Here is a 21022-nt window from a genome sequence, read left to right on the forward strand (position 1 = left end):
CCGGGCGCTACAGGTCGAGCGCGACGTCGAGCCACGGGGCGCTGTGGGTGAGCGCCCCCGCGGAGATGACGTCGGCACCGGCCTCGGCGAGCGCGCGGATGCTCGTCTCGGTGACACCGCCGGAGACCTCGACGAGCAGACCGCTGCGCGCGGAGCGGATCGCCGCCACCGCCGCTCGGACCTCGTCGGGCCCCATGTTGTCGAGCAGGACGACGTCGACGACCGGTCGAGCGCCGGCTGCGACCTGCTCGGACTCGATCGCGAGGAGCTCGTCGAGCTGGTCGAGGGAGTCGACCTCGACCTCCACCCGCGTCATGTGCCCCACCGGGCCCGGGCGTCGACGCACCCGCTCCAGCGCGGGTGCGAGACCGCCGGCGAGACCGAGGTGGTTGTCCTTGACCATGACCGCGTCGTCGAGCCCGAGGCGGTGGTTGGCACCACCGCCGTGGCGCACGGCCCGCTTCTGCGCGGCACGCAGGCCCGGCACCGTCTTGCGGGTGTCGACGACGACCGCGCCCGTGCCCTCGACGAGGTCGACGAGCCGGGCGGTGGCGGTGGCGACCCCGCTGAGCAGGCCGACGAAGTTCAACGCCACCCGCTCGCCCGTGAGCAGCGAGCGTGACGGTCCCTCGACGTGCGCGACGACGTCGCCGGCGCTCACCCGGTCGCCGTCCTCCGACGAGAGCCGCACCCGCACCTGCGGGTCGACCTGCGCGTAGGTCTCGACGACGAAGTCGGTGCCCGAGACCACCCCGTCGGCCCGGGCGACGAGCGTCGCTTCGCCGCGGGCGTCGCGGGCGATCGTCGCGAGCGAGGTGATGTCGCCGAGCGTGCCGAGGTCCTCGTCGAGAGCGGCCCGGACGAGCGGCGCGACGTCGCGGGGGGCCGTCATCACGCCACCGCCGGGGCGGGGGCGTCGGCGCGCAGGTGGGCCCCGAGGCTCTCGCGGCGGGCCAGAGCCCGGCGGGCGACGAGCCCGCCGAGGAGGGCGTCGTCGCCGGGCAGGTCGTCGAGCCGGCCGATGGCCTGCGCGAGGCCGTCGGCGTCGCGCACGACACCGACGAGGTCGGACATCACGGCGCGCACCTCGACCGAGGCGATCTCCGGCGACGTGGGCGAGCCGCGTCGTCCGTCGACGGGCGCGAGGGTGGTCGTCCGCTCGGGCGGCACCGGGTCGACGCGGTCCGTGGCCCATGAGGCGGTCCGCCCGGGCCAGCAGGCGGCGTCCTGCGCGACCGCAGTGCCCATCACCCCCGCCTCGAGCAGCGAGTTCGAGGCCAGCCGGTTGGCCCCGTGCAGACCGGTGCACGCGACCTCTCCGCACGCCCAGAGCCCGGGCACGTCGGTACGGCCGCGGGCATCGGTGAGCACGCCGCCCATCTGGTAGTGGGCGGCGGGGCGCACCGGCAGGAGGTCGCGTGCGGGGTCCAGCCCCATGTCGGCACACCGCTGCGCGAGGCCGCGGAAGTGCTCGAGCAGGTCGGGGACGTGGCGGCAGTCGAGCGCGACCTGGCGCCCGAGCACGCGCTCGCGGTGGACCGCGGCGGCGACGACGTCGCGCGGGCTCACCTCGTCGACGAAGCGTCGCCCGTCGGAGAGGAGGTGAGCGCCGGCGCCACGGACCGCCTCGGTGACCAGCGGCAGGGGAGCCCCCGAGCCGCCGCCGACGTCGAGGCTCGTGGGGTGGAACTGCACGAGCTCGAGGTCGGCGAGCCGGGCCCCGGCACGTCCGGCGAGGACCACCCCGCTGCCCCAGGAGCCGAGCGGGTTCGTCGTGTCGCGGTAGAGGGCGGCGCCGCCACCCGTCGCGAGCACGACGCGGCGGGTCCGCAGCTCCAGCGGACCGTCAGGATCCAGCACGAGGACGCCGGCGACGCCGTCGTCGTCGACGAGCAGCTCCAGCGCTCGCCCGTGGACGACGGTGACGTCGGGTGCGGCGGCGACCTGCGGCGCGAGGGTGTCGACGACCGCTGCTCCTGTGCGGTCGCCCCCGACGTGGCAGACCCGGTGCCGGCCGTGGCCCCCTTCGCGCCCGAGGGAGAGCTCACCGGAGGCGTCCCGGTCGAAGGGGACGCCGGCCGCCACGAGCTCGGCGACGAGAGCGGGGGCGGCCTGGGTCATCCGGGCGATCGTCGCGGTGTCACCGGCGAAGGACCCGGCCCGCGCGGTGTCGTCCGCGTGCTGCTGCGGGTCGTCCCCGGGGCCCACCGCCGCGGCGATGCCGCCCTGCGCCCAGGCGCTCGCCGTGCCCTCGCCGAGGCCGGCGGGGGCGACGACGACGCACGGGCCGCCGAGGTGACGGGCGACGCTCAGCCCGGCGAGCCCGGACCCCACGACGACCGAGGCGTCGGTCTCGACGACGCGCGCGCTCACGACAGCTCCAGCATGCGCTCGACCGCGCGGCGGGCGGCCGCGGCGGTGGTCGGGTCGAGGACGATCTCCGGGCCGCCCGTCTCGAGGGCGAGGCGGATCGTCGACAGGGTCGAGCGGCGCATGTGCGGGCAGATGTTGCACGGCTGGACGTAGTGCAGCCCGGGGTCGGCCGCGCGGATGTTGTCGGCCATCGAGCACTCGGTGATGAGCGCGACGTGCGGCGGCCGGTGGGTGGTGACGTAGTCGATCATCTGGGCCGTCGAGCCCGCGATGTCGGCGGCGGCGACGACCTCGGGCGAGCACTCTGGGTGGGCGAGGACGGTGAGCCCGGGGGTCTCGGCCCGCAGCTGCTCGACCTGCGCGACGTCGAAGCGCTCGTGCACCTCGCAGCGGGTCGGGTGGGTGATGACGTCGACCCCGGTCGCCCGTGCGACGTTGCGGGCGAGGTACTCGTCGGGGATGAGGATGACGCGGTCGACGCCGAGGTGGCGCACGACCCGCTCGACGTTGCCCGAGGTGCAGCAGATGTCGCTCACGGCCTTCACCGCGGCGCTGGAGTTGACGTAGGTGACGACCGGCACGCCCGGGTGCTCCGCCCGCAGGGCGAGGACGTCCTCGGCGGTGATGCCGTCGGCGAGCGAGCAGCCCGCGGTGATGTCGGGGACGAGCACGGTCTTCGCGGGGTTGAGCAGCTTCGCCGTCTCGGCCATGAAGGGCACGCCGGCGAGCAGGATGACGTCGGCGTCGACGTCCTGGGCACGCTGGGCGAGGAGCAGCGAGTCGCCGACGACGTCCGCGACACCGTGGAAGATCTCCGGCGTCTGGTAGTTGTGCGCGAGGACGACGGCCCGCTTCGAGCGCTTGAGCCCCTGGATCGCGACGACGTCCTGAGCGAAGGTCGCCCACTCCGTCTCGGGGATGACGTGCCGCACCCGCTCGTAGACGTCGCGGGTCGCCTCGACGGCGTCGTGCACGGGACGGGTCCCCGGGGTGGGGAGGCTGGTGACGGACATCTGCAGCTCCTTCTGCTGACTATGAGCACATGCTCAGGTTGAGCATAAGCAGGGGAGGCGAGCCGCGGCAAGCCGGTGAGACCCGGGATGTCGGCAGATGCGTGGGTTGTGACTGGCGCGGGTGCCAACGTCTCGGGGGAGGGGTCCGGGATGCTGGCAGATGCGCGGGTTGTGACTGGCGCGGGTGCCAGCTTCTAGAGGGTGGGTCGGCGAGAGGGGTGGGTCGGCGAGAGGGGGGCGAAGGGGGAGGGGTCAGCGGGTGCGGGGGCGGGGGAGCTTCGTGCCGACGTGGCGGCGCTCGGCGTGCACCTCGCTGCGGAAGCGGTAGAGCGCGGCGGGGCGGCCGCCGGTGTCGCGCTCGGTCTCGCCGGTGGGCTCGACGAGACCCAGCTGGTCCTGGACGGTCCGCCGGAAGTTCTGCTTGTGCAGGCGCTGGCCCGCGAGCGACTCGACCGTCGCCTGCAGCCCGCCGAGGGTGAAGTCCGGGGGCATGAGCTCGAAGATCACCGGTCGGTACTGCAGCGTCGAGCGCAGCCGGGCCAGGCCCGTCGCGAGGATGCGGCGGTGGTCGTGGAGCATCGCCGGCCCGAGGCCGTCGCCGTCGCCGTCGCGATCGCCGGACTCGGCGACGAGACCCGCCTCCCAGAGCAGCTCGTAGCGCTGGAGCACGAGCTCGGGGCGCCAGGCCCAGTCCGCCATGCCGAAGGCGTGCCGGGCACGCTCGAGCCGCTCGGCGTCGTCACCGGCCCAGCGCAGCGCGCGCTCGCCGAGCTCGCGGGCGAGCTCGGGGACGCCGTCCCGGGCGTCCTCCCACGGCAGCAGGTCGTAGACGTCGAGCCAGCCGCGCTCCCCCTTCGCCCGCGTCAGTCCGAGGTAGGAGATGGCCACGGTGCGCCCCGCCCGGCCCGAGCGGCCGACGTCGGCGAAGGTGTAGAGCTGCTCGACGAAGCCGAGCTCGACCCCTTCGCGCTCGCGGGTCCACGCCCGCAGACCCGCCTGGAGGGAACGATGCTCCGGCTCGAGCGGTCCGTGGGGCAGGGCCGGCGGGGCGCCGGACGCCAGCACGCGGGGGCTCCCCTCGTCGACGCTGAGGATCACAGCGACGAGCTCGGCGGCGATGGAGGAGGGCACGGGCGCTATCTCAGCACGCGGCGAAGGGGGCCGTCACGCCAGCCCGAGGGCGGCCGCCTCCTCCCACAGCTCGTCGCGCACGCTCGGGTGGGCCGCCTCCTCGATGAGGTGGCGCGCCTGCGCGCGCTCGTCGTGGCCGGCGATCCAGGCGACGCCCTGCTCGGTGACGACGGCGCTGTGCTGGAAGGAGGTCACCGGCTCGTCGACGAGCGGGACGATCGTCGAGACGTCGGCGCGTGGGTGCCAGCTGCGCAGCGCCATGAAGGCGCGGCCGCCCTCGCTGTGCGACGCCCCGACCGTGAAGTCGGTCTGCCCGCCGAAGCCGGAGTAGATGCGCGCCCGGATCCGCGAGGCGTTGGCCTGGTCGAGCAGGTCGACCTGCAGCGCCGTGTTGACCGAGGTCATCCGCGGCTGCTGGGCGATGCGGGCGGGGGAGTTCGTCGTCTCGGTGCGGGTGAGCCGCACCCGCGGGTTGTCGTGCACCCACGCGTAGAGCTCGGCGGTGCCGAAGACGAAGGAGGTGACGAGGGGGACGTCGGGGTCGAGCGCGCCGGCCTGCTCGAGGCGCAGCACGCCGTCGCCGAACATCTCGGTCCACACGCGCAGGCCGCGGCGCTGCGCGATGCCGGCCATCACGGCGTCGGGCACCTCGCCGATCCCGGCCTGGAGGGTCGAGCCGTCGCGGATCTCGGCGGCGACCCGCGCGCCGATGACCGCGGACGCGTCGTCGACCCCGGCGCGAGCCGGGTGGGTGAGCAGCGGTGCCTCGACCTCGACGAGGCCGTCGAGCAGGTCGACCGACAGCTCGGCGTCGCCGGAGGTCCACGGCATGCGCGGGTTGGCCATCGCGACCACCGGGGCACCGACGGCCCGGGCCGCCTCGACCGCGCCGGGGAGGATGTTGCACTCGAGGCCCAGGCTCACGCGGCCGTCGCGGGGCGGGGTCGTGTGGAGCAGCACGGCGTCGGGCCGCAGCGCGCCGTGGAAGAGGCGCGGCACCATCGACAGCCGGCTCGGCACGTAGGACAGGCGGGGATGGCGCCGGAAGCCCGGTCCGACGAAGGTCGTCTCCGGCACGACCCCGTCGTGGACCGGCAGCCCGGGCTGGGCGTTGAGCAGGTGCAGGCGGGCGCGGGGGAGGCGGGCGAGCACCGCCTCGACGAGCGGCACGGGTGTCGCGAAGTTGCCCGAGGCGACGACCCGGGGCTCGGCAGCCCCTCGTGCCTCGACGAGCGATGCGGCCTGGTCCAGGGTCATGGACTGCATGCACCCATCCTGCCCCGGCCCCGCGCCGCTCCGGTTGCGGGCCCGCTGTGCTGTGACTAACTTCCATCGAAGACGTATGACGCGTGAAATTTTCACGCACCCACCCGGTCGACGAAGACCCCCAGGAGGCGTCATGAGCCAGTACCGACCGTCCCGCCGCACCGTCGTCACGGGGAGCGCCGCCGCCGTCCTGGCCGCGGCCACCCCCGTCGGCCACGCCGTCGCCTCGCCGGGGCCGGGCGGCCCCGGGCACGGCGACGGCCGCCACCGGGCCTGGGCCCGCAAGACCCTGCGCGAGATGACCCTCGAGCAGAAGGTCGGCCAGCTCTTCGTCCAGCACGTCTACGGCTCGGACGCGACGACCCCCGACCAGCGCAACGTGCCGCTCTACGGCGTCGCCGCCCCCGCCGATGTCATCCGCCGCTACCACCTCGGCGGCGTCTGCTACTTCGCGTGGACCGACAGCGTGCGCGACCCCGAGCAGATCCTCGGGCTGTCCAACGGCCTCCAGCGAGCCGCCCTCGGCGCCGACCGCCACGGCAGGGGCGGGCCCGGCCGCGGCAAGGGCGCACGTGTGCCGCTGACGATCTCGGTCGACCAGGAGCAGGGCGTCGTCACGCGCATCGGCCCGCCGGCCACCCAGCTGCCCGGGTCCATGGCGCTCGGCGCGGGCCGCAGCGCGACCGACGCCCGCACGGCCGCCGCGATCACCGGCCGCGAGCTGCGGGCCATGGGCATCACGACCGACTTCGCCCCGGTGTGCGACGTCAACGTCAACCCGCTCAACCCCGTCATCGGGACCCGCTCCTTCTCCTCGCGCCCCGAGCTCGCCGCCGAGATGGTGCGCGCGCAGGTCCGCGGCTACCAGCGCGACGGCTCGGTCTCCTCCTCGGGCAAGCACTTCCCGGGCCACGGCGACACGGCGACCGACAGCCACGTCGCCTTCCCCGTCATCACGCACAGCCGCGAGGAGTGGGAGGAGCTGGACGCTCCCCCCTTCGTCGCCGCGATCGCCGAGGGCATCGACATGATCATGACCGCGCACCTCGCGATGCCGGCCTTCGACGACTCGGGCGACCCGGCCACCCTCAGCCGGCCGATCCTCACCGGTCTGCTGCGCGAGGAGCTGGGCTACGAGGGCGTCATCATCACCGACTCCCTCGAGATGGAGGGCGTGCGCCAGAAGTACGGCGACGCCGAGGTCGCGGTCCGTGCCCTCGAGGCCGGCGCCGACCAGCTGCTCATGTCGCCCGCGCTGCAGAAGGCGCTCCCGGCCGTCGTCGCCGCCGTCGAGAGTGGACGGATCAGCCGCCGCGAGCTCGACGCGAAGGTCACCCGCGTCCTGCTCATGAAGGCCCGCCGGGGCGTCGTCGAGCACCCGTACGCCGACCCCGCCCGTCTCTCCTCCGTCGTCGGCACCCCGCGCAACCTCGCGGCCGCCGACGCCATCACCGACCGCACGACGACCCTCGTCACCAACGCCGACGGCGTGCTGCCGATGACCGCGGCGGGGTCCACGGTGCTCGTCACCGGGTGGGGGGCGACGACGACGAAGACCGTTGCCGACGAGCTCACGGCGGCCGGTGCCACGACGACGCTGTCGACGACGGGTGCCTCGCCCACCGACGCGCAGATCGCCTCCGCAGTCGCGGCGGCGCGCGGCAAGGACGCCGTCGTCGTGCTGACGATGAAGGCCTGGGACACCGCCGTCACCGACAAGACCCGCGGTCAGCAGAAGCTCGTCGCCGCGCTGCAGGCCAGCGGCGTGCCGACCGTCGTCGTCGCCGTGCGCGACCCCTACGACATCGCCCACCTCGGTGACGTCCCGACCTACCTCGCGACCTACGCCTACAACGCCGTCGCGATGGGAGCCCTCGTGCGGGTGCTCACCGGCGAGGTCGAGCCCACCGGCACCCTGCCCGTCGACATCCCCGCCGCCGACGACCCCGGCACCGTCCTCTACCCCTTCGGCCACGGCCTTCGTTACTGATCAGGAGCACGTCATGAGCACCCCCAGCAGACGACTCTTCATGGCCGGCGCCGGCGGCACCGCCGTCGCCGCCACCGCGGGCGCGGTCCCCGCGGCCGCCCACGGCCGCCCCGGCGGGCGCCGGGTGCGCACCGGCGCCGACATCGCCGCCGCGAGCGGGTGGTCGACCCTGCGCGGCCAGAAGGTCGGCGTCATCACCAACCCGACGGGGGTCACGGCGGACCTGCGCTCGATCGTCGACGTCATGCACGAGTCGGGGCAGGTCGACGTCGTCGGCGTCTTCGGCCCGGAGCACGGCTTCCGCGGCACCGCGCAGGCCGGCGAGTCCGAGGGCACCTCGGTCGACCCCCGCACCGGCATCACCGTCTACGACGCGTACGGCGCCGGGCCGGACGCGCTGACGACGATGTTCCGCACCGCGGGCGTCGAGACCGTCGTCTTCGACATCCAGGACGTCGGCTCGCGCTTCTACACCTACATCTGGACGATGTACACGGGCATGCGCGCCGCCCACCGCGTCGGCGCCCGCTTCGTCGTCCTCGACCGGCCCAACCCGATCGGCGGAGTAGCGCGGGGTCCGATGATGACGGAGAAGTACACGTCGGGCGTCGGCGCCGAGGCGGTCGTCCAGGCCCACGGCATGACCGTCGGCGAGGTCGCGCGGTACGCGAACCGTCACTTCATGGACGAGGACGAAGGGGGACGTCTCGCCGACCTCGACGTCGTCGAGTGCACGGGGTGGCGGCGCGACATGCTGCACGCCGACACCGGACTGCACTGGGTCATGCCGAGCCCGAACATGCCGACCGCCGACACCGCCCTGCTCTACCCGGGCACGGGGATGTTCGAGGGGACCAACCTCAGCGAGGGCCGCGGCACGACCCGCCCCTTCGAGCTCGTCGGGGCGCCCTACGTCGACCACCGCTGGGCCGAGCGCCTCGAGCGGGCGGACGTCCCCGGCGTGCTCTTCCGCGAGGCGTACTTCACCCCGACCTTCTCCAAGCACTCCGGTGCCGTCTGCGGCGGTGTCCAGGTGCACATCACCGACGCCGCGAAGGTCGACCCCATCCGGGTGGGCGTCGAGATGCTCGTCGCCCTCAGGGCCCTCTACCCCGACTTCGCGTGGCGCCAGGACAGCTGGGACACCGCCCGGCCGTACTGGATCGACAAGCTCACCGGCTCGACCCGCCTGCGCGAGATGGTGACGGCCGGGTCCTCGGCCCGCGAGGTCATGGCCGCGTGGCGCTCCGAGCTCGCCGACTTCGAGCGGCGCCGTCAGCCCGTGCTGCTCTACCCGGGCCCGCGTCGGGCGGGGCGCTGAGATGGCAGCGGTCGGCCGGCGCGCCGTGCTCGCGTCGATGGGCGGCGCAGGGGTGACCTTCCTCGGCGCCGGGCCCTCCCTCGCCGGCGGGGGGCGTCGGCCGGAGGTGCTGCGTCCCGGGCACCCTCACCACGTCGGGCTCGACCCGGCGCCGATCGAGGCGGCCCGGGCGGCGATCCGCGGGTACCTGGAGCCGCAGGCGAACGGCTACCCGATGTACCCCGGGGCCGTCGGCCTCATGGCTCACCGCGCCCGGGTCGTCGCCGTCGAGGTGTGCGGCGACGCCGTGCGCTACGCGGACGCGACGACCGAGCTGCCCCCGCGCGAGCGGGTCGAGATGCGCCGCGACACGGTCTTCGACCTCGCGTCCGTGAGCAAGCTCTTCACCTCGATCGCGGCCGTGCAGCTCGTCGAGGAGGGTCGGGTCGAGCTCGGCGCACCAGTCGCGCGCTACCTGCCCGAGTTCGCCGCCGGGGGCAAGGAGGGCGTGACCGTCCAGCACCTGCTGACGCACACGTCGGGCTTCGTCGCGTGGCTGCCGCTGTGGAGCGCCCACCCCGACCGCGCCGCGCGCATCGCCGCGGTGATGCGCCAGCCCACGCAGGACCCGCCCGGCACGGTCTACCGCTACTCCGACCTCAACCTCATCGCGCTCGGCGTGCTCGTCGAGCGGCTCCGGGGCAGGCCCCTCGACGCCGTCGTCCGTGACCGCATCACCCGCCCGATCGGGATGCGCAGCACGGGCTACACCCCCCGGCGCGCGTCTCGCTGCGCGGCGACCGAGTACCAGGCCTCGCCGCCGCGCGGGATGGTCCGCGGCGAGGTGCACGACGAGAACGCGTGGTCGCTCGGCGGCGTCGCCGGGCACGCCGGCGTCTTCTCCACCGTCGACGACCTGGCCGTGCTCGCGCAGGCCTTGCTCAACGGCGGCAGCTACCGCCGCGGGAGGATCCTGCGCCCGAGCTCGGTCGAGCTGCTCGTCACGGACTACAACGCCGCCTTCCCCGGCAACGCGCACGGGCTGGGCTTCGAGCTCGACCAGCCCTGGTACATGGACGCCCTGTCGGGCCCGCGCACCGCCGGGCACACCGGGTACACGGGCACCTCGCTCGTCGTCGACTTCTCCTCGCAGTCCTTCGCGATCCTGCTGACCAACCGCGTGCACCCGTCGCGGTCGTGGGGGAGCGTCAACCCCGCTCGGCAGGCGTGGGCGCGTGGTCTGGCCCTCGCCCAGGGCCGCGAGCCGCTGCCGTCGGCGCGGCGTGCGAGCGACCCACCGGGCTACACCGCCCAGGACGCGGAGACCCGCGGCGCGGCGTCGTAGCGTATGGCCATGACGCGACGGCCCGAGGACCACGACCACCTCGGGACCTCGTTGCTCGTGCGCCTGCGCGGGGCGCGGCCCGGTCTCTCGCCCGCCGAGGACCGGGTCGCCGAGCTCGTCCTCGCCGACCCGCGCGCGGTCGCCGGCCTGACGATCTCCGAGCTTGCCGGGCAGGCCCGGACGTCGGAGACCACCGTCCTGCGCTTCTGCCGGCGGCTCGGTCTGCGCGGCTACCCGCAGCTGCGGCTCGCCCTCGCCGAGGAGTCGGCCCGCACCCCGGCGAAGGGGGTGGGCACCGGCGACATCAGCGCGCGCGACACCGTGCAGGACGTCATCGCGAAGGTCGCCTACGCCGACACCCTCGCCGTCGAGGAGACCGTCCAGCAGCTCGACGAGGCCTCGCTCGTCGCCGCCGCCGACGCGATCGCCGGCGCCGGCCGGGTCGACGTCTACGGCATCGCCGCCTCGGGGATCGTCGCCGCGGACCTGCAGCAGAAGCTGCACCGCATCGGCATCCCCGCCTTCGCCTGGCTCGACCCCCACCTCGCCCTGACGAGCGCGACGCTCCTCGGCCGCGGAGACGTCGCTGTGGGCATCTCGCACTCGGGCACGACGGTCGAGGTCCACGACGTGCTGAGCGCCGCCGCCGAGCGTGGTGCGCGCACCGTCGCCGTGACCAACCACCCGGGCAGCCCGCTCGCCAGGGCGGCCGACGTGGTGCTCACGACGGCGGCCCGCGAGACCGAGCTGCGCTCGGGCGCGACCGCGAGCCGGATCGCCGCGCTCACCGTCGTCGACTGCCTCTACATCCTCGTCGCGCAGCGCAACCTGCGTCGCGCGCGCCGAGCCGTCGAGGAGACGAAGCAGGCGGTCGCCCGCCGGCACATCCGCAACTGATTTACATCTGTTGCCGCCTCGATGTAAATCGTTTACGTTGCTCGTGTGCACAGCGACGTCACGGTGATCTCCCCGACCGAGGGGCGCAACCCCGCCACGGTGGGGCTCGACACGATGAGCACCCTCGCGCTCCTCGAGGCCCTCAACGCCCAGGACGCGATGGTGGCCCCCGCGGTCGCGCAGACCCTCCCCGAGCTCTCCGTGCTCGTCGACTCCGCGGTCGCCGCGATCCGCGCGGGCGGGCGGGTCCACTACGTCGGTGCCGGCACCTCCGGCCGGCTCGGCGTCCTCGACGCCGCCGAGCTGCGCCCCACCTTCAACGCCCCCGACGGCATGGTCGTCGCCCATCACGCCGGCGGCCCGTCGGCCCTGCTGCGCGCGGTCGAGAACGTCGAGGACGACGTCGAGCAGGGGGCGGCCGACCTCGCCGGGGCCACCGGTCTCGACGTCGTCATCGGCCTCACCGCCTCCGGGCGCACCCCCTACGTCGCCGGCGCGCTGCGCCGGGCCCGTGAGGTCGGCGCCGTCACCGCCCTGGTGACCTCGAACCCCCAGGCCGAGCTCGCCCCCTTCGTCGACCACGTCGTCGCCCCCGACACCGGGCCCGAGGCCCTCTCCGGGTCGACCCGGCTCAAGGCGGGCACGGCGCTCAAGCTCGTGCTCAACGCCTTCTCCACGGCCGTCATGGTCCGGCTCGGCCGGACCTGGTCCAACCTCATGGTCGACGTCGTCGCGACGAACGCGAAGCTGCGCGGGCGCCTCGTCGTCATCCTCGTCGAGTCGACCGGCGCCTCGCCCGAGCAGGCCCGCGAGCGTCTCGCCCAGGCCGACGGCGAGCTCAAGCCGGCCCTGCTCTCCCTGCTCGCGGACGTCGACCTGCCGACCGCCCGCGACGCCCTCCACGAGGCCCAGGGCGTGCTCGCCGACGCCCTGCGCCGGCTCGACCCCTCGGCGACCGGCCCCGCAGCGGGCCCCACGACGACGTCCGGCACGGCCGCGACGGGCACCACGGACAGCATCACTAGGAACGGAGACACGCCATGATCGGTCAGCGCGGACGGGCCCTGGCTCTCGCGACCACCCTCGGTCTGGGGATCGGCCTCGCCGGCTGCGCCCCCTCGAGCTCGGAGAGCGGCAGCGGCAGCGGGGGCGAAGGGGGCGAGACGACGCTGACCGTGTGGTCGTGGCGCGTCGAGGACCAGGCGGCCTACGAGAAGATCTTCGACGCCTACGAGGCGAAGAACGAGGGCGTGACCGTCGACTTCAAGACCTTCAAGGCCACGGAGTACAACAAGATCCTCGCGACCGGCCTCTCGGGCTCGGACGGCCCGGACGTGCCGCAGGTGCGCTCCTACGGGCAGCTGCAGCCGACGATCGCCTCCGGCTCGCTCGTCCCCCTCGACGACGAGATCGACCTCGAGGGCTGGGACGACAACGCCGTGGCGAGCGCGAAGGGGACCGACGGCTCCCTGTACTCCGTGCCGCTCGCGACCCAGACGGTCCAGATGTTCTACAACAAGGGTCTGCTGGAGGAGAAGGGCCTCGAGGTCCCCACGTCGTGGGAGGACTTCGTCGCGATGAACGACGCGCTCCTGGCCGACGAGATCACCCCGATCGCCGTCGGGGCGAAGGACGACTGGACCCTGCCGATCGTCCACGAGGTGCTCGCCGCGGCGCGCTTCGGCGGGGCGGACTTCCAGGACGCCGTGGCCACCGGCGAGAAGGACTTCACCGACCCCGACTGGGTCGCCTCGGTCCAGGTGGTCGGCGACCTCAAGAAGTACATGCCCAAGGACGTCACCGGTCTGGCCGCGACCGACGCCCAGACGATGTTCACCTCCGAGCAGGCCGCGATGATCCCCGGCGGGTCCTTCGACCTCGCCGTGCTGCAGAAGGGCAACCCCGAGATGGAGATCGGCACCTTCCAGGTGCCCGCGCCCCCCGGCTCGCCCGAGGGCTCGGAGGCGACGACCGCCGGCTGGTCCGACGGCAACTTCGCGGTGTCGAAGAAGTCCGAGCACCAGGAGGAGGCCATGGAGCTCGTGCGCTGGATGGCCACGAAGGAGTTCGGCCAGATGGTCGCCAACGAGGTCAAGCAGCTCTCCGCCGTCCCCGGCGTCACCTACGGCGATCCCGTGCTCGGCGAGATGGCGAAGAGCTACGAGGCCAACCCCTCGCCGTACCTGCTGCTCACCGACTTCCGCTACGGCTCGCCCGCCGGCACCGACCTGCTCGGCACCGGGATCCAGGAGATGCTCCTCGGCGACAAGGACGCGACCCAGGTCAGCTCCGAGCTCGACAAGGGCGTGAAGTCCTGGTTCGAGCCGACGAAGAAGTGATCGCGGCCCCCGTCGCCGCGCGCGTGCGTCGCCTCCTCGGGAGCGCCCGATGAGGCGACGCACCTCGCTGCTCTTCGTCACCCCCGCCCTGCTCGTCTTCGGCGTCTTCGTCCTCTACCCGATGGTCACGGCCTTCTCCTACGCCTTCTACTCGTGGGAGGGGACGCGGCAGGTCGGCTTCGCGGGGATCACGAACTTCCAGGCGCTCGTCACCAGGGAGCCCTTCCGCACCGACCTGCCCCGCGCGCTGTCGCACAACCTCATCTTCTTCGCCGGGACGATGCTGCTGCAGAACACCGTCGGTCTGGGGATCGCCGTGCTCCTGCACACCCGTGAGCGCACCCGGCGCATGCTCCAGACCCTCTACGCCATGCCCTACCTCGTCAGCCCGATCGTCATCGGCTACCTGTGGACCCTGCTGCTCTCGCCGGCCTTCGGACCGGTCAACACGCTCCTCGACGCGGTGGGTCTGGAGAGCTGGGCGCGGCCCTGGCTCGGTGACCCCGACACGGCCCTGTGGGTCGTCGTGCTCGTCAGCGTGTGGCAGTGGATCGGCTTCCCGGTGCTGCTCTACGGCGCGGCGCTCGGCGGCATCCCCGAGGAGCTCGGCGAGGCGGCACGCGTCGACGGCGCGAGCCACTGGCAGGCCTTCCGCAAGGTGACCCTGCCCCTCCTCGTGCCGGCCATCGGCACGGTGAGCGTGCTGACCTTCATCTTCGCCATGGAGGCCTTCGCCCTGCCGTACGCCTTCGGCGGGTCGACGGGCAGCCCGGCGCGCTCGACCGACTTCGTCTCGTTGCTCTTCTACCGCACGGCCTTCGACTCCGGCGCGACGGACTCGATCGGCACCTCCTCGGCGCTGGCGACCGTGCTCTTCCTCGTGATCTTCGGCGGGGCGATGCTCGCGACGTCGGTCCTGCGCCGGCACGAGCGGAGGATGCGCGCATGAGGGGCCGCGCCGTCGGGGGCCCCGTGGCGTCGGTCCTGCTGTGGACCTACGCCGCCCTGGCCCTGCTGCCGCTCGTCATCATGCTGCTCAGCAGCTTCCGCACGAACGGCGACCTCATCCGCGACCCCATCGGGATCCCGTGGCCGCTGTCCGTCGAGAGCTACAAGGAGGCGTGGACCACCGGCAGCTTCGCGACGTACTTCGGCAACAGCCTCGCCGTGACCATCGGCGCGGTCGTCGTCTCGACGACGGTGAGCACGATGGCCGCCTACGGGCTGGCGCGCTCGCGCTCGCGGGTCATGCAGGCCGTCGAGTCGCTCTTCATCTCCGGCCTCATGCTGCCGATCCACCTCGCGCTGCTGCCGATCTTCTACCTCTTCGACTCGGTGGGGCTCGTCGACTCCCGTCTCGGCCTGTCGCTCATGTACGGCGCGTCGGGCATCCCCTTCTCGATCTTCGTCCTCACGACCTTCTTCCGGCAGCTGCCCGAGGAGCTCGAGGAGGCCGCGCGGCTCGACGGGGCGAACGCCTGGCAGACCTTCTGGCGGATCATGGTGCCGCTCGTCAAGCCCGCCGTGGCCACCGTCGCGGTCTTCCGCTTCGTGCCGATCTGGAACGACTTCCTCTTCCCGCTGGTACTCCTGCGCGACGAGGCGAAGTACACGCTCCCGGTCGGCCTGACCCAGTTCTTCGGCGAGAACGCGACGAACTTCGCCGCGGTCTTCGCCGGGCTGGTCATCACGACGGTGCCGCTCATCATCCTCTTCCTCGTCGCGACGAAGCAGATCGTCGCCGGCTTGACCGCCGGCATGAGCAAGTGATCCGCTGCGCGCCATGAGGTGCCTCGCGGTCGACGTCGGCGGCTCCGGCCTGCGGGTGACGTGGGCGGGGGAGCGCCCCGGACCGGTGGGCCGGTCCGGGGGAGTGCGGCTCGGCCCGACGGGGATCGACTCGGCCGACCTCGTCGAGCGCGCCCTGTCGCTCGCCGGCGAGGTCGACGACGGACGGGGCGAAGGGGTGGACCGCCTCGTGTGGTCGACCCGGGGTCTCATGCTCCAGGACCCCGGGCCGCTGCGGGAGATGCTCGTCGCGCGCGCCGGCTGCGGGCACGTCGCGATCGTCAGCGACGCCGTCGGCTCGCTCGTCGGTGCTCTCGGAGCGGTCGAGCCGGGCGCGGTCGTCGCCGCCGGCACGGGTGCGGTCGCCTTCGCGACAGACCTCGACGCGACCTGGCGCCGGGTGGACGGCTGGGGGCACGTGCTCGGCGACGAGGGCTCCTCGGCATGGCTCGGGCTGGCCGGGATGCGTGCGGCGCTGCGTGCGGTCGACGACCGGCCCGGGGGCTCGCGCGCACTGCTCGACGCCGCCCGAGAGCTGCTCGGGGACCCCGCGACCTGGCCCCGCCAGACGATGACCGGACCCCACGCCCCGGCGCTGCTCGGCTCGATGGCGCCGGCCGTCACGGCTGCGGCGGACGGGGGTGACGAGGTCGCGGCCGAGCTGTGCGCCCGGGCCGGCACCGCGCTCGCCTGCTCGCTCCTCGACGCGGCGGCCGGGTTGCCCGACGTGCCCCTCACGGCTGTGGGCGGGCTGCTCGGCGCCGCCCGGGTCCGCGCCGCCCTCGAGGAGGAGGTGGCGCGTCACGGACGGGTCCTGCGACCGGCCGACGGTGACGCCCTCGACGGGGCGCGGCTGCTCGCCCTTCGCTGGCGGACGCACCAGCTGCCGCACCACGAGGTGCACCTGCGCTCCGCGGGCGCGCCCCCCGCCCAGGTGGCACGATCGGGGTCGTGACGACGACGCGGACCTCGTGGGCGGCCCGGTGCGCCGCGGCCACCCTCGTGGCCACGGCGGCCCTCGGCGCGACCGCGTCGGCGGGCCGGGCGGTGGAGGACGTCCCCTGGACGGGGCAGACCTGCGAGGCGGCCTTCGTCAGCCGGCACGCGGTGAGCGTCCTGCTCGAGGACGACGTCTACGGCCATCCCGCCGTCCTCGTGCCCGAGGCGCTCGTGACGAGCGACGTCGACTGGCAGACCAAGGCGCGCAAGCGCGACCACCGGCTCGCGCGCTCGGTGACGACGCGCACCGGTGAGCACGAGCTGCGGCCTGGGCGTGTCCTCTCGGTGATGATCCCGTGCGCCCTCACCCGCAGCTGGGTGACGCCGGCGGGGATGCTCGCCCGCTCGAAGCTCTACGTCTCGGCGACCGGCGGCTCCGCGGCCACCCCGGTGTGGGGTCGAGACCTCTACCCGACCTCCTCGCTGGGGGTCGTCAAGGTCGCGACGACACCCCGCGGCGACGCGCTCTACGAGATCGGCTGAGCCCGCCCTGGAGGACGCCCGGGCTCGATTCGGTCGCGACGCGAGGGTCGGGTACCCTCCCCGGTGGAGGATTCGCATAGTGGCCTAGTGCGCACGATTGGAAATCGTGTTGGGGATGAAACCCCTCATGGGTTCAAATCCCATATCCTCCGCCACCAGCTCCCCGAGCCCCTCCAGGGCCGGGGAGCTCTTCGTTGCCCGGGCCTGGCCGTCTCGCTCAGGCCGCGCGGGCCCGCCGTCCCCGCAGCCGCACGAGCGCGAGCAGCGTGCCGCCGGCGACGAGGCCCCAGAAGGCGCCGCCGATCCCGGCGATGCTCACCCCCGACGCGGCGACCGCGAGGGTGAGGGCTGCGGCCTCGCGGTGCTCGGTCGGCCCGAGGGCGGCCGCGCCGGAGGCGGCGAGCGTGCCGAGCAGGGCGAGCCCGGCGATCGACTCGAGCAGCCCGGCGGGGGAGGCGGAGGCGACGGCGACGACGAAGGGGGTCAGCGCCCCGCACACGAGATAGGTCACGCCGCACGCCACACCGGCGGGCCAGCGTCGACGGGGGTCTGGCCCGGCCTCGGGGCCTGCGGCCAGGGCGGCGGAGATCGCCGCGAGGTTGATGGCGTGGGCGCCGAAGGGCGCGGCCGCCGCCGTCGCGACGCCGGCGTAGAGGAGCGGCGGGCGCGGGTCGGGCTCGTAGCCGAAGGAGCGGAGCACGGCCAGGCCGGGCAGGTTCTGGCTCGTCGTCGTGACGACGACGAGCGGCACGGCGATGGCGAGCAGGGCGCCCGGGTCGAGCACCGGGGTGGTCCAGGTGAGCACCGGGGCGAGGTCGTGCATGTCGAGGTCGCCGGGCGACCCGGCGACGAGCACGACGACGACCGCGGCGACGAGGGCCAGGGGCACCGCCCACCGGCGCACGAGCACGAGGGCGAGCGCCCACACCACGACGACGGGGGCGATGACGGCCGGGTCGGCGGCGAGGGCACGGAAGGGGGCGACGCACAGGACGAGCAGCACCCCGGCGAGCATCGCGCTCGCGAGCTCGGTGGGGATCGCCGCGACGAGCCGGGCCAGCGGGCGCACGAGGGCGAGCAGCGCGAGCAGCAGGCCGGTGGCGAGGAAGGCCCCGACGGCTGCCGGCCACCCGCCCGCCGGGACGGCCGCGCTGGCCAGGAGGGCGGCCCCCGGGGTCGACCAGGCGAGGGTGATCGGCATCCGGGTGCGCCAGCTGAAGACGACGCAGCCCAGCCCCATCGTCAGCGAGAGCAGGGTGAGGCCGGAGGTCGCCTCGGCGGGGCTCGCGCCGACCGCGCTGAGACCGGCGAGGACGACGGCGAAGGAGCTCGTGTAGCCCACGAGCCCGCAGACGACGCCGGCCACGAGGGCGTGGCTGCGCGCGGTCTCGGTGGCCTCGTCGGCGGGTGCGGTGCCGGTCATGCGCGCAGTCTTGCGCGTGCGGCGCGGGGGAGGGGCACGCGTCCGGCCGGTTCGTCCGCCTGGTCGTGCGCCCGGCCGACGATCAGTCGAACACGTGTTCGACAGGGTGTGGGAGCATCGGGCGATGAGCAGGGCGCGGTGGCACGAGCAGTGGCCCCCGCAGCGCCCCCGGCACGTGTGGGTCCGCCCCTCCGGCGAGCCTGGGGCGCAGCCGCGCCAGGGGCTGCTCCTGCGGTGGGAGCGAGACCGCCCGCGGGGCAGGTGGCTCGCGCTCGTCGTGGTCGTCGACGGGGGCGAGCTGCGCCTCGTCGTCGTTGCCGCCGACCGCCTCGCCCCGGTCGAGTCCGACCCGAACCGCGTGCTCTCGCGAGACGCTGCCGTGGTGCGCGGCCTGCGCCGACCGGGCCGGTGACGGGGCATGTCGGCGCGGGTGGGTGGTGGATCCTGGCGACGAAAAAGGTGGGCCGAGGGGGTCCCGCACGACCGCCGTCCTGTCCTATCTTTGTCCAATCCTTTCGTGGGTGCTCACGAGCCGACCTGCGGCGGGACCCTCCCCCCGGGAGCAGGTGGGCCCGTGGCTCGACACGGGCCCACCTGCTCCGCGGTCAGCCCCGGGCAGGGGCGACGTCAACCACCCAGGTGACCCCGAAGCGGTCGGTGAGCATCCCGAAGCCGGGGCTCCACGCGGACTCGGCGAGGGGCTCGATCACCTCGGCTCCCTGCACGAGCGCCTCCCAGCACGTCGTGACCTCCTCGAGCGTGCCGCCGCGCACCGACTGGAAGAACGTGCGGTCGGTGACGGTCGCCCCGTCCTCGCGCGTCGTCGTGCCCGCCGTCGGCGCGACGTCGGTGCTGTCCTGCCCGGGGATGTCGTAGGCCATGAGCCGCACGGGCCCGTCGAGCTGGCCGAAGACGACCTTGTCGGCGCCAGGTGCCCCTACCGGCATCCCCGTGTCGGCGTACGTCGCACGGGTGACCTCGCCGCCGAAGACCTCCTGGTAGAAGTCGAGGGCCTGGCTCGCGGTGCCCCGGAAGTTGAGATGGGTCGTGGTGGTGAGGGTCATGCCCGTCCTCCGTCTGGTCGTGGTGGCGGCGACCTGCCGCCGAGGACGACGGTGCCAGGGGTAGAGGTCAGATCCGGTCCGCTACCTGCGCGAGGATGGCGTCATGACCGCGAGCCCCTCTCGGATGCTGTCCCTGCTCTCGCTGCTCCAGACCCGTCGCGACTGGTCGGGGCAGGCGCTCGCCGAGCGGCTGGGCGTCACCCCTCGCACGGTGCGCCGCGACGTCACCCGGCTGCGCGACCTCGGCTACCGCATCTCCGCGACGAAGGGGCCGGACGGGGGATACCGCCTCGCAGCGGGCTCCCAGATGCCGCCGCTGCTCCTCGACGACGAGCAGGCCGTGGCCGTCGCCGTGGCCCTGCGCGCCGCCGCCACGACGGGCGTCGACCTCGAGGAGGCCGCGGCCCGCGCGCTCGCGACGGTGCAGCAGGTGATGCCCGCGCGGCTGCGCCACCGGGTGGAGGGCATCCGCTTCGACGGTGTCGGGCCGGGTGCGCAGGTCGCGCCCGCGGTGCTCGAGGCGGTGAGCGTCGCCGTGCGGGAGCAGCGGGTCCTGCGGATGCGGTACCGGGGTGCGCTGGAGGTCCGGCGTGCCGAGCCGCACGCGGTCGTCGTCCGGGGGAGCCGCTGGTACCTCGTCGCGTGGGACCTCGACGTGGCGGACTGGCGCATCTTCCGTCTCGACCACCTCGAGCCCCGCTCCCCGGCGGGCGCTCGCTTCGTGCCGCGCGCGATCCCCACCGGCGACGCCTCGACCTTCGTCCAGGCCCGGGCGAAGGGGGCGCAGACCGAGGACGTCTGGCCGTGCAGCGGGCAGGTCCTCGTCGACCTGCCGCTGGCCGCGGTGGCCCGGTGGGCGGGCGACGGGCAGGTCGAGGCGGTGTCGCCGACACGCACACTGCTCACCGTCGGGTCGTGGTCGTGGACGGGTCTGCTGGCCCACGTCCTGAAGTTCGACGCCCCCTTCGCCGTCGTCGGTCCCGAGCCGCTGCGGCTCGCCGCGGCCGAGCTCTCCGGGCGCCTCGCGAGCGCGTCCTCGCCGCCCTGAGCGCCCCCCTTCGCGAAGGGGGTCCGCTCAGCTCTTCGGGACCGGAGGGCCGACGAGGAGCAGGACCGCGGTCACCGCGGCGATGCCGACGAGCGCGACGACGAGACCCAGGAGGGGGCGCGCCAGCGCGGCGGCGAGGACCCGCTCGGGGGCGGAGGTCGGGCGCTGGCCGCCCGCCCCGAGCCGCCACTGCTGCCCGACGAGGTGGTCGCGCTCGACGCGGCGCTCGAACCACAGGGTGAGCCACGGCGGGATCGCACTCGCGAGCGCCGTGAGGGCGGTCCGGGGGCTCCACCGCTGGTCGACCCACAGGGCCACGCAGGTGAGGACGTAGGCGATGAAGACGACGCCGTGGAGCATCCCGCCGACGCGCACGCCGAGCTCGGTGGTCTTCGTGACGTACTTGAGCACCATCCCGACGACGAGGAGGGTCCACGTCACCGCCTCGGCGGTCGCGACGATCCGGAAGAGGCGCAGGGGAGAGGGCAGGTGCACGCCCCCCATCCTCCCGGACCGCCCCCGGCCGACGGCGGCTGGGTCCGCACGCCCCGCTCGGGTTAGAG

At 74.2% G+C, this 21022-nt stretch carries 20 protein-coding genes and 1 tRNA gene; 13 read left to right on the forward strand and 8 right to left on the reverse strand.

Annotation, left to right across the window (positions count from 1 at the left end; all coding sequences use genetic code 11):
- Positions 1–7: 7 nt before the first annotated feature.
- The 5 genes from nadC to LIV55_RS12600 all read right to left on the reverse strand — a co-directional run bounded on the left by nadC (position 8) and on the right by LIV55_RS12600 (position 5783).
- Positions 8–892 (reverse strand): carboxylating nicotinate-nucleotide diphosphorylase, encoded by an 885-nt coding sequence (nadC, locus tag LIV55_RS12580; protein WP_123091394.1) that lies wholly within the window; start codon positions 890–892, stop codon positions 8–10.
- Positions 892–2373: an L-aspartate oxidase gene (locus LIV55_RS12585; protein ID WP_229300444.1), complete on the reverse strand. Its 1482-nt coding sequence runs from the start codon at positions 2371–2373 to the stop codon at positions 892–894. The genes nadC and LIV55_RS12585 overlap by 1 nt, the downstream gene beginning before the upstream one ends.
- Positions 2370–3386 (reverse strand): quinolinate synthase NadA, encoded by a 1017-nt coding sequence (gene nadA, locus LIV55_RS12590; protein WP_229300445.1) that lies wholly within the window; start codon positions 3384–3386, stop codon positions 2370–2372. The genes LIV55_RS12585 and nadA overlap by 4 nt, the downstream gene beginning before the upstream one ends.
- A 252-nt stretch (positions 3387–3638) precedes the next feature.
- Positions 3639–4517, reverse strand: a complete 879-nt coding sequence (locus LIV55_RS12595) for an NUDIX hydrolase (RefSeq protein WP_123091391.1) — start codon at positions 4515–4517, stop codon at positions 3639–3641.
- 33 nt (positions 4518–4550) lie between these two features.
- On the reverse strand, positions 4551–5783 hold the full coding sequence (locus LIV55_RS12600; RefSeq protein WP_123091390.1) for an acetyl-CoA hydrolase/transferase family protein: 1233 nt from the start codon (positions 5781–5783) through the stop codon (positions 4551–4553).
- 133 nt (positions 5784–5916) lie between these two features.
- Here LIV55_RS12600 and LIV55_RS12605 point away from each other — a divergent pair, with 133 nt between their 5' ends.
- The 11 genes from LIV55_RS12605 (at position 5917) to LIV55_RS12660 (ending at position 17079) form a co-directional block, all read left to right on the forward strand.
- Positions 5917–7773 (forward strand): glycoside hydrolase family 3 protein, encoded by a 1857-nt coding sequence (locus LIV55_RS12605; protein WP_229300446.1) that lies wholly within the window; start codon positions 5917–5919, stop codon positions 7771–7773.
- Positions 7774–7786: 13 nt separating this feature from the next.
- The gene (locus LIV55_RS12615) at positions 7787–9094 is read left to right on the forward strand and encodes an exo-beta-N-acetylmuramidase NamZ family protein (protein ID WP_267493008.1); all 1308 of its coding nucleotides are present in this window, start codon (positions 7787–7789) and stop codon (positions 9092–9094) included.
- 1 nt (position 9095) lies between these two features.
- A complete protein-coding gene (locus LIV55_RS12620; RefSeq protein WP_229300447.1) occupies positions 9096–10418 on the forward strand; it encodes a serine hydrolase domain-containing protein in 1323 nt (440 codons plus the stop codon).
- A 9-nt stretch (positions 10419–10427) separates the two neighbouring features.
- Positions 10428–11315, forward strand: a complete 888-nt coding sequence (locus LIV55_RS12625; RefSeq protein WP_083968653.1) for a MurR/RpiR family transcriptional regulator — start codon at positions 10428–10430, stop codon at positions 11313–11315.
- 45 nt (positions 11316–11360) lie between these two features.
- Positions 11361–12359 carry an N-acetylmuramic acid 6-phosphate etherase gene (murQ, locus tag LIV55_RS12630; RefSeq protein ID WP_205473743.1) on the forward strand — a complete coding sequence of 333 codons (999 nt, stop codon included), beginning with the start codon at positions 11361–11363 and terminating at the stop codon, positions 12357–12359.
- The gene (locus tag LIV55_RS12635) at positions 12356–13654 is read left to right on the forward strand and encodes an ABC transporter substrate-binding protein (protein ID WP_229300448.1); all 1299 of its coding nucleotides are present in this window, start codon (positions 12356–12358) and stop codon (positions 13652–13654) included. The genes murQ and LIV55_RS12635 overlap by 4 nt, the downstream gene beginning before the upstream one ends.
- Before the next feature lie 49 nt (positions 13655–13703).
- Positions 13704–14603 (forward strand): carbohydrate ABC transporter permease, encoded by a 900-nt coding sequence (locus LIV55_RS12640; RefSeq protein ID WP_123091385.1) that lies wholly within the window; start codon positions 13704–13706, stop codon positions 14601–14603.
- Complete coding sequence (locus LIV55_RS12645; RefSeq protein WP_123091384.1) at positions 14600–15424, forward strand: carbohydrate ABC transporter permease; 825 nt, start codon at positions 14600–14602, stop codon at positions 15422–15424. Before LIV55_RS12640 ends, LIV55_RS12645 begins: the two co-directional genes overlap by 4 nt.
- A 13-nt stretch (positions 15425–15437) precedes the next feature.
- Positions 15438–16397 (forward strand): N-acetylglucosamine kinase, encoded by a 960-nt coding sequence (locus tag LIV55_RS12650; protein ID WP_229300449.1) that lies wholly within the window; start codon positions 15438–15440, stop codon positions 16395–16397.
- Complete coding sequence (locus LIV55_RS12655; RefSeq protein ID WP_229300450.1) at positions 16394–16924, forward strand: hypothetical protein; 531 nt, start codon at positions 16394–16396, stop codon at positions 16922–16924. Before LIV55_RS12650 ends, LIV55_RS12655 begins: the two co-directional genes overlap by 4 nt.
- Before the next feature lie 65 nt (positions 16925–16989).
- A tRNA-Ser gene (locus LIV55_RS12660) sits at positions 16990–17079 on the forward strand.
- Positions 17080–17141: 62 nt separating this feature from the next.
- Here LIV55_RS12660 and LIV55_RS12665 read toward each other — a convergent pair.
- The gene (locus tag LIV55_RS12665) at positions 17142–18347 is read right to left on the reverse strand and encodes a benzoate/H(+) symporter BenE family transporter (protein ID WP_229300451.1); all 1206 of its coding nucleotides are present in this window, start codon (positions 18345–18347) and stop codon (positions 17142–17144) included.
- Between the two features lie 124 nt (positions 18348–18471).
- Between LIV55_RS12665 and LIV55_RS12670 the strand changes: the two genes are divergently transcribed.
- Positions 18472–18759 (forward strand): hypothetical protein, encoded by a 288-nt coding sequence (locus LIV55_RS12670; RefSeq protein ID WP_148041546.1) that lies wholly within the window; start codon positions 18472–18474, stop codon positions 18757–18759.
- A gap of 193 nt (positions 18760–18952) precedes the next feature.
- Here the strand turns inward: LIV55_RS12670 and LIV55_RS12675 are convergent, their stop codons facing one another.
- Positions 18953–19411 carry a VOC family protein gene (locus tag LIV55_RS12675; RefSeq protein WP_229300452.1) on the reverse strand — a complete coding sequence of 153 codons (459 nt, stop codon included), beginning with the start codon at positions 19409–19411 and terminating at the stop codon, positions 18953–18955.
- 103 nt (positions 19412–19514) lie between these two features.
- Between LIV55_RS12675 and LIV55_RS12680 the strand changes: the two genes are divergently transcribed.
- Positions 19515–20459 carry a helix-turn-helix transcriptional regulator gene (locus LIV55_RS12680; RefSeq protein ID WP_229300453.1) on the forward strand — a complete coding sequence of 315 codons (945 nt, stop codon included), beginning with the start codon at positions 19515–19517 and terminating at the stop codon, positions 20457–20459.
- Positions 20460–20486: 27 nt separating this feature from the next.
- On the opposite strand, the gene LIV55_RS12685 is transcribed toward LIV55_RS12680, so the two are convergent.
- Positions 20487–20963, reverse strand: coding sequence for a DUF3817 domain-containing protein (locus LIV55_RS12685; protein WP_372456520.1), 477 nt, complete (start codon positions 20961–20963; stop codon positions 20487–20489).
- Between the last annotated feature and the right edge of the window lie 59 nt (positions 20964–21022).

The sequence above is a fragment of the Janibacter melonis genome (assembly GCF_020567375.1).
Taxonomy (GTDB): Bacteria; Actinomycetota; Actinomycetes; order Actinomycetales; family Dermatophilaceae; genus Marihabitans; species Marihabitans melonis.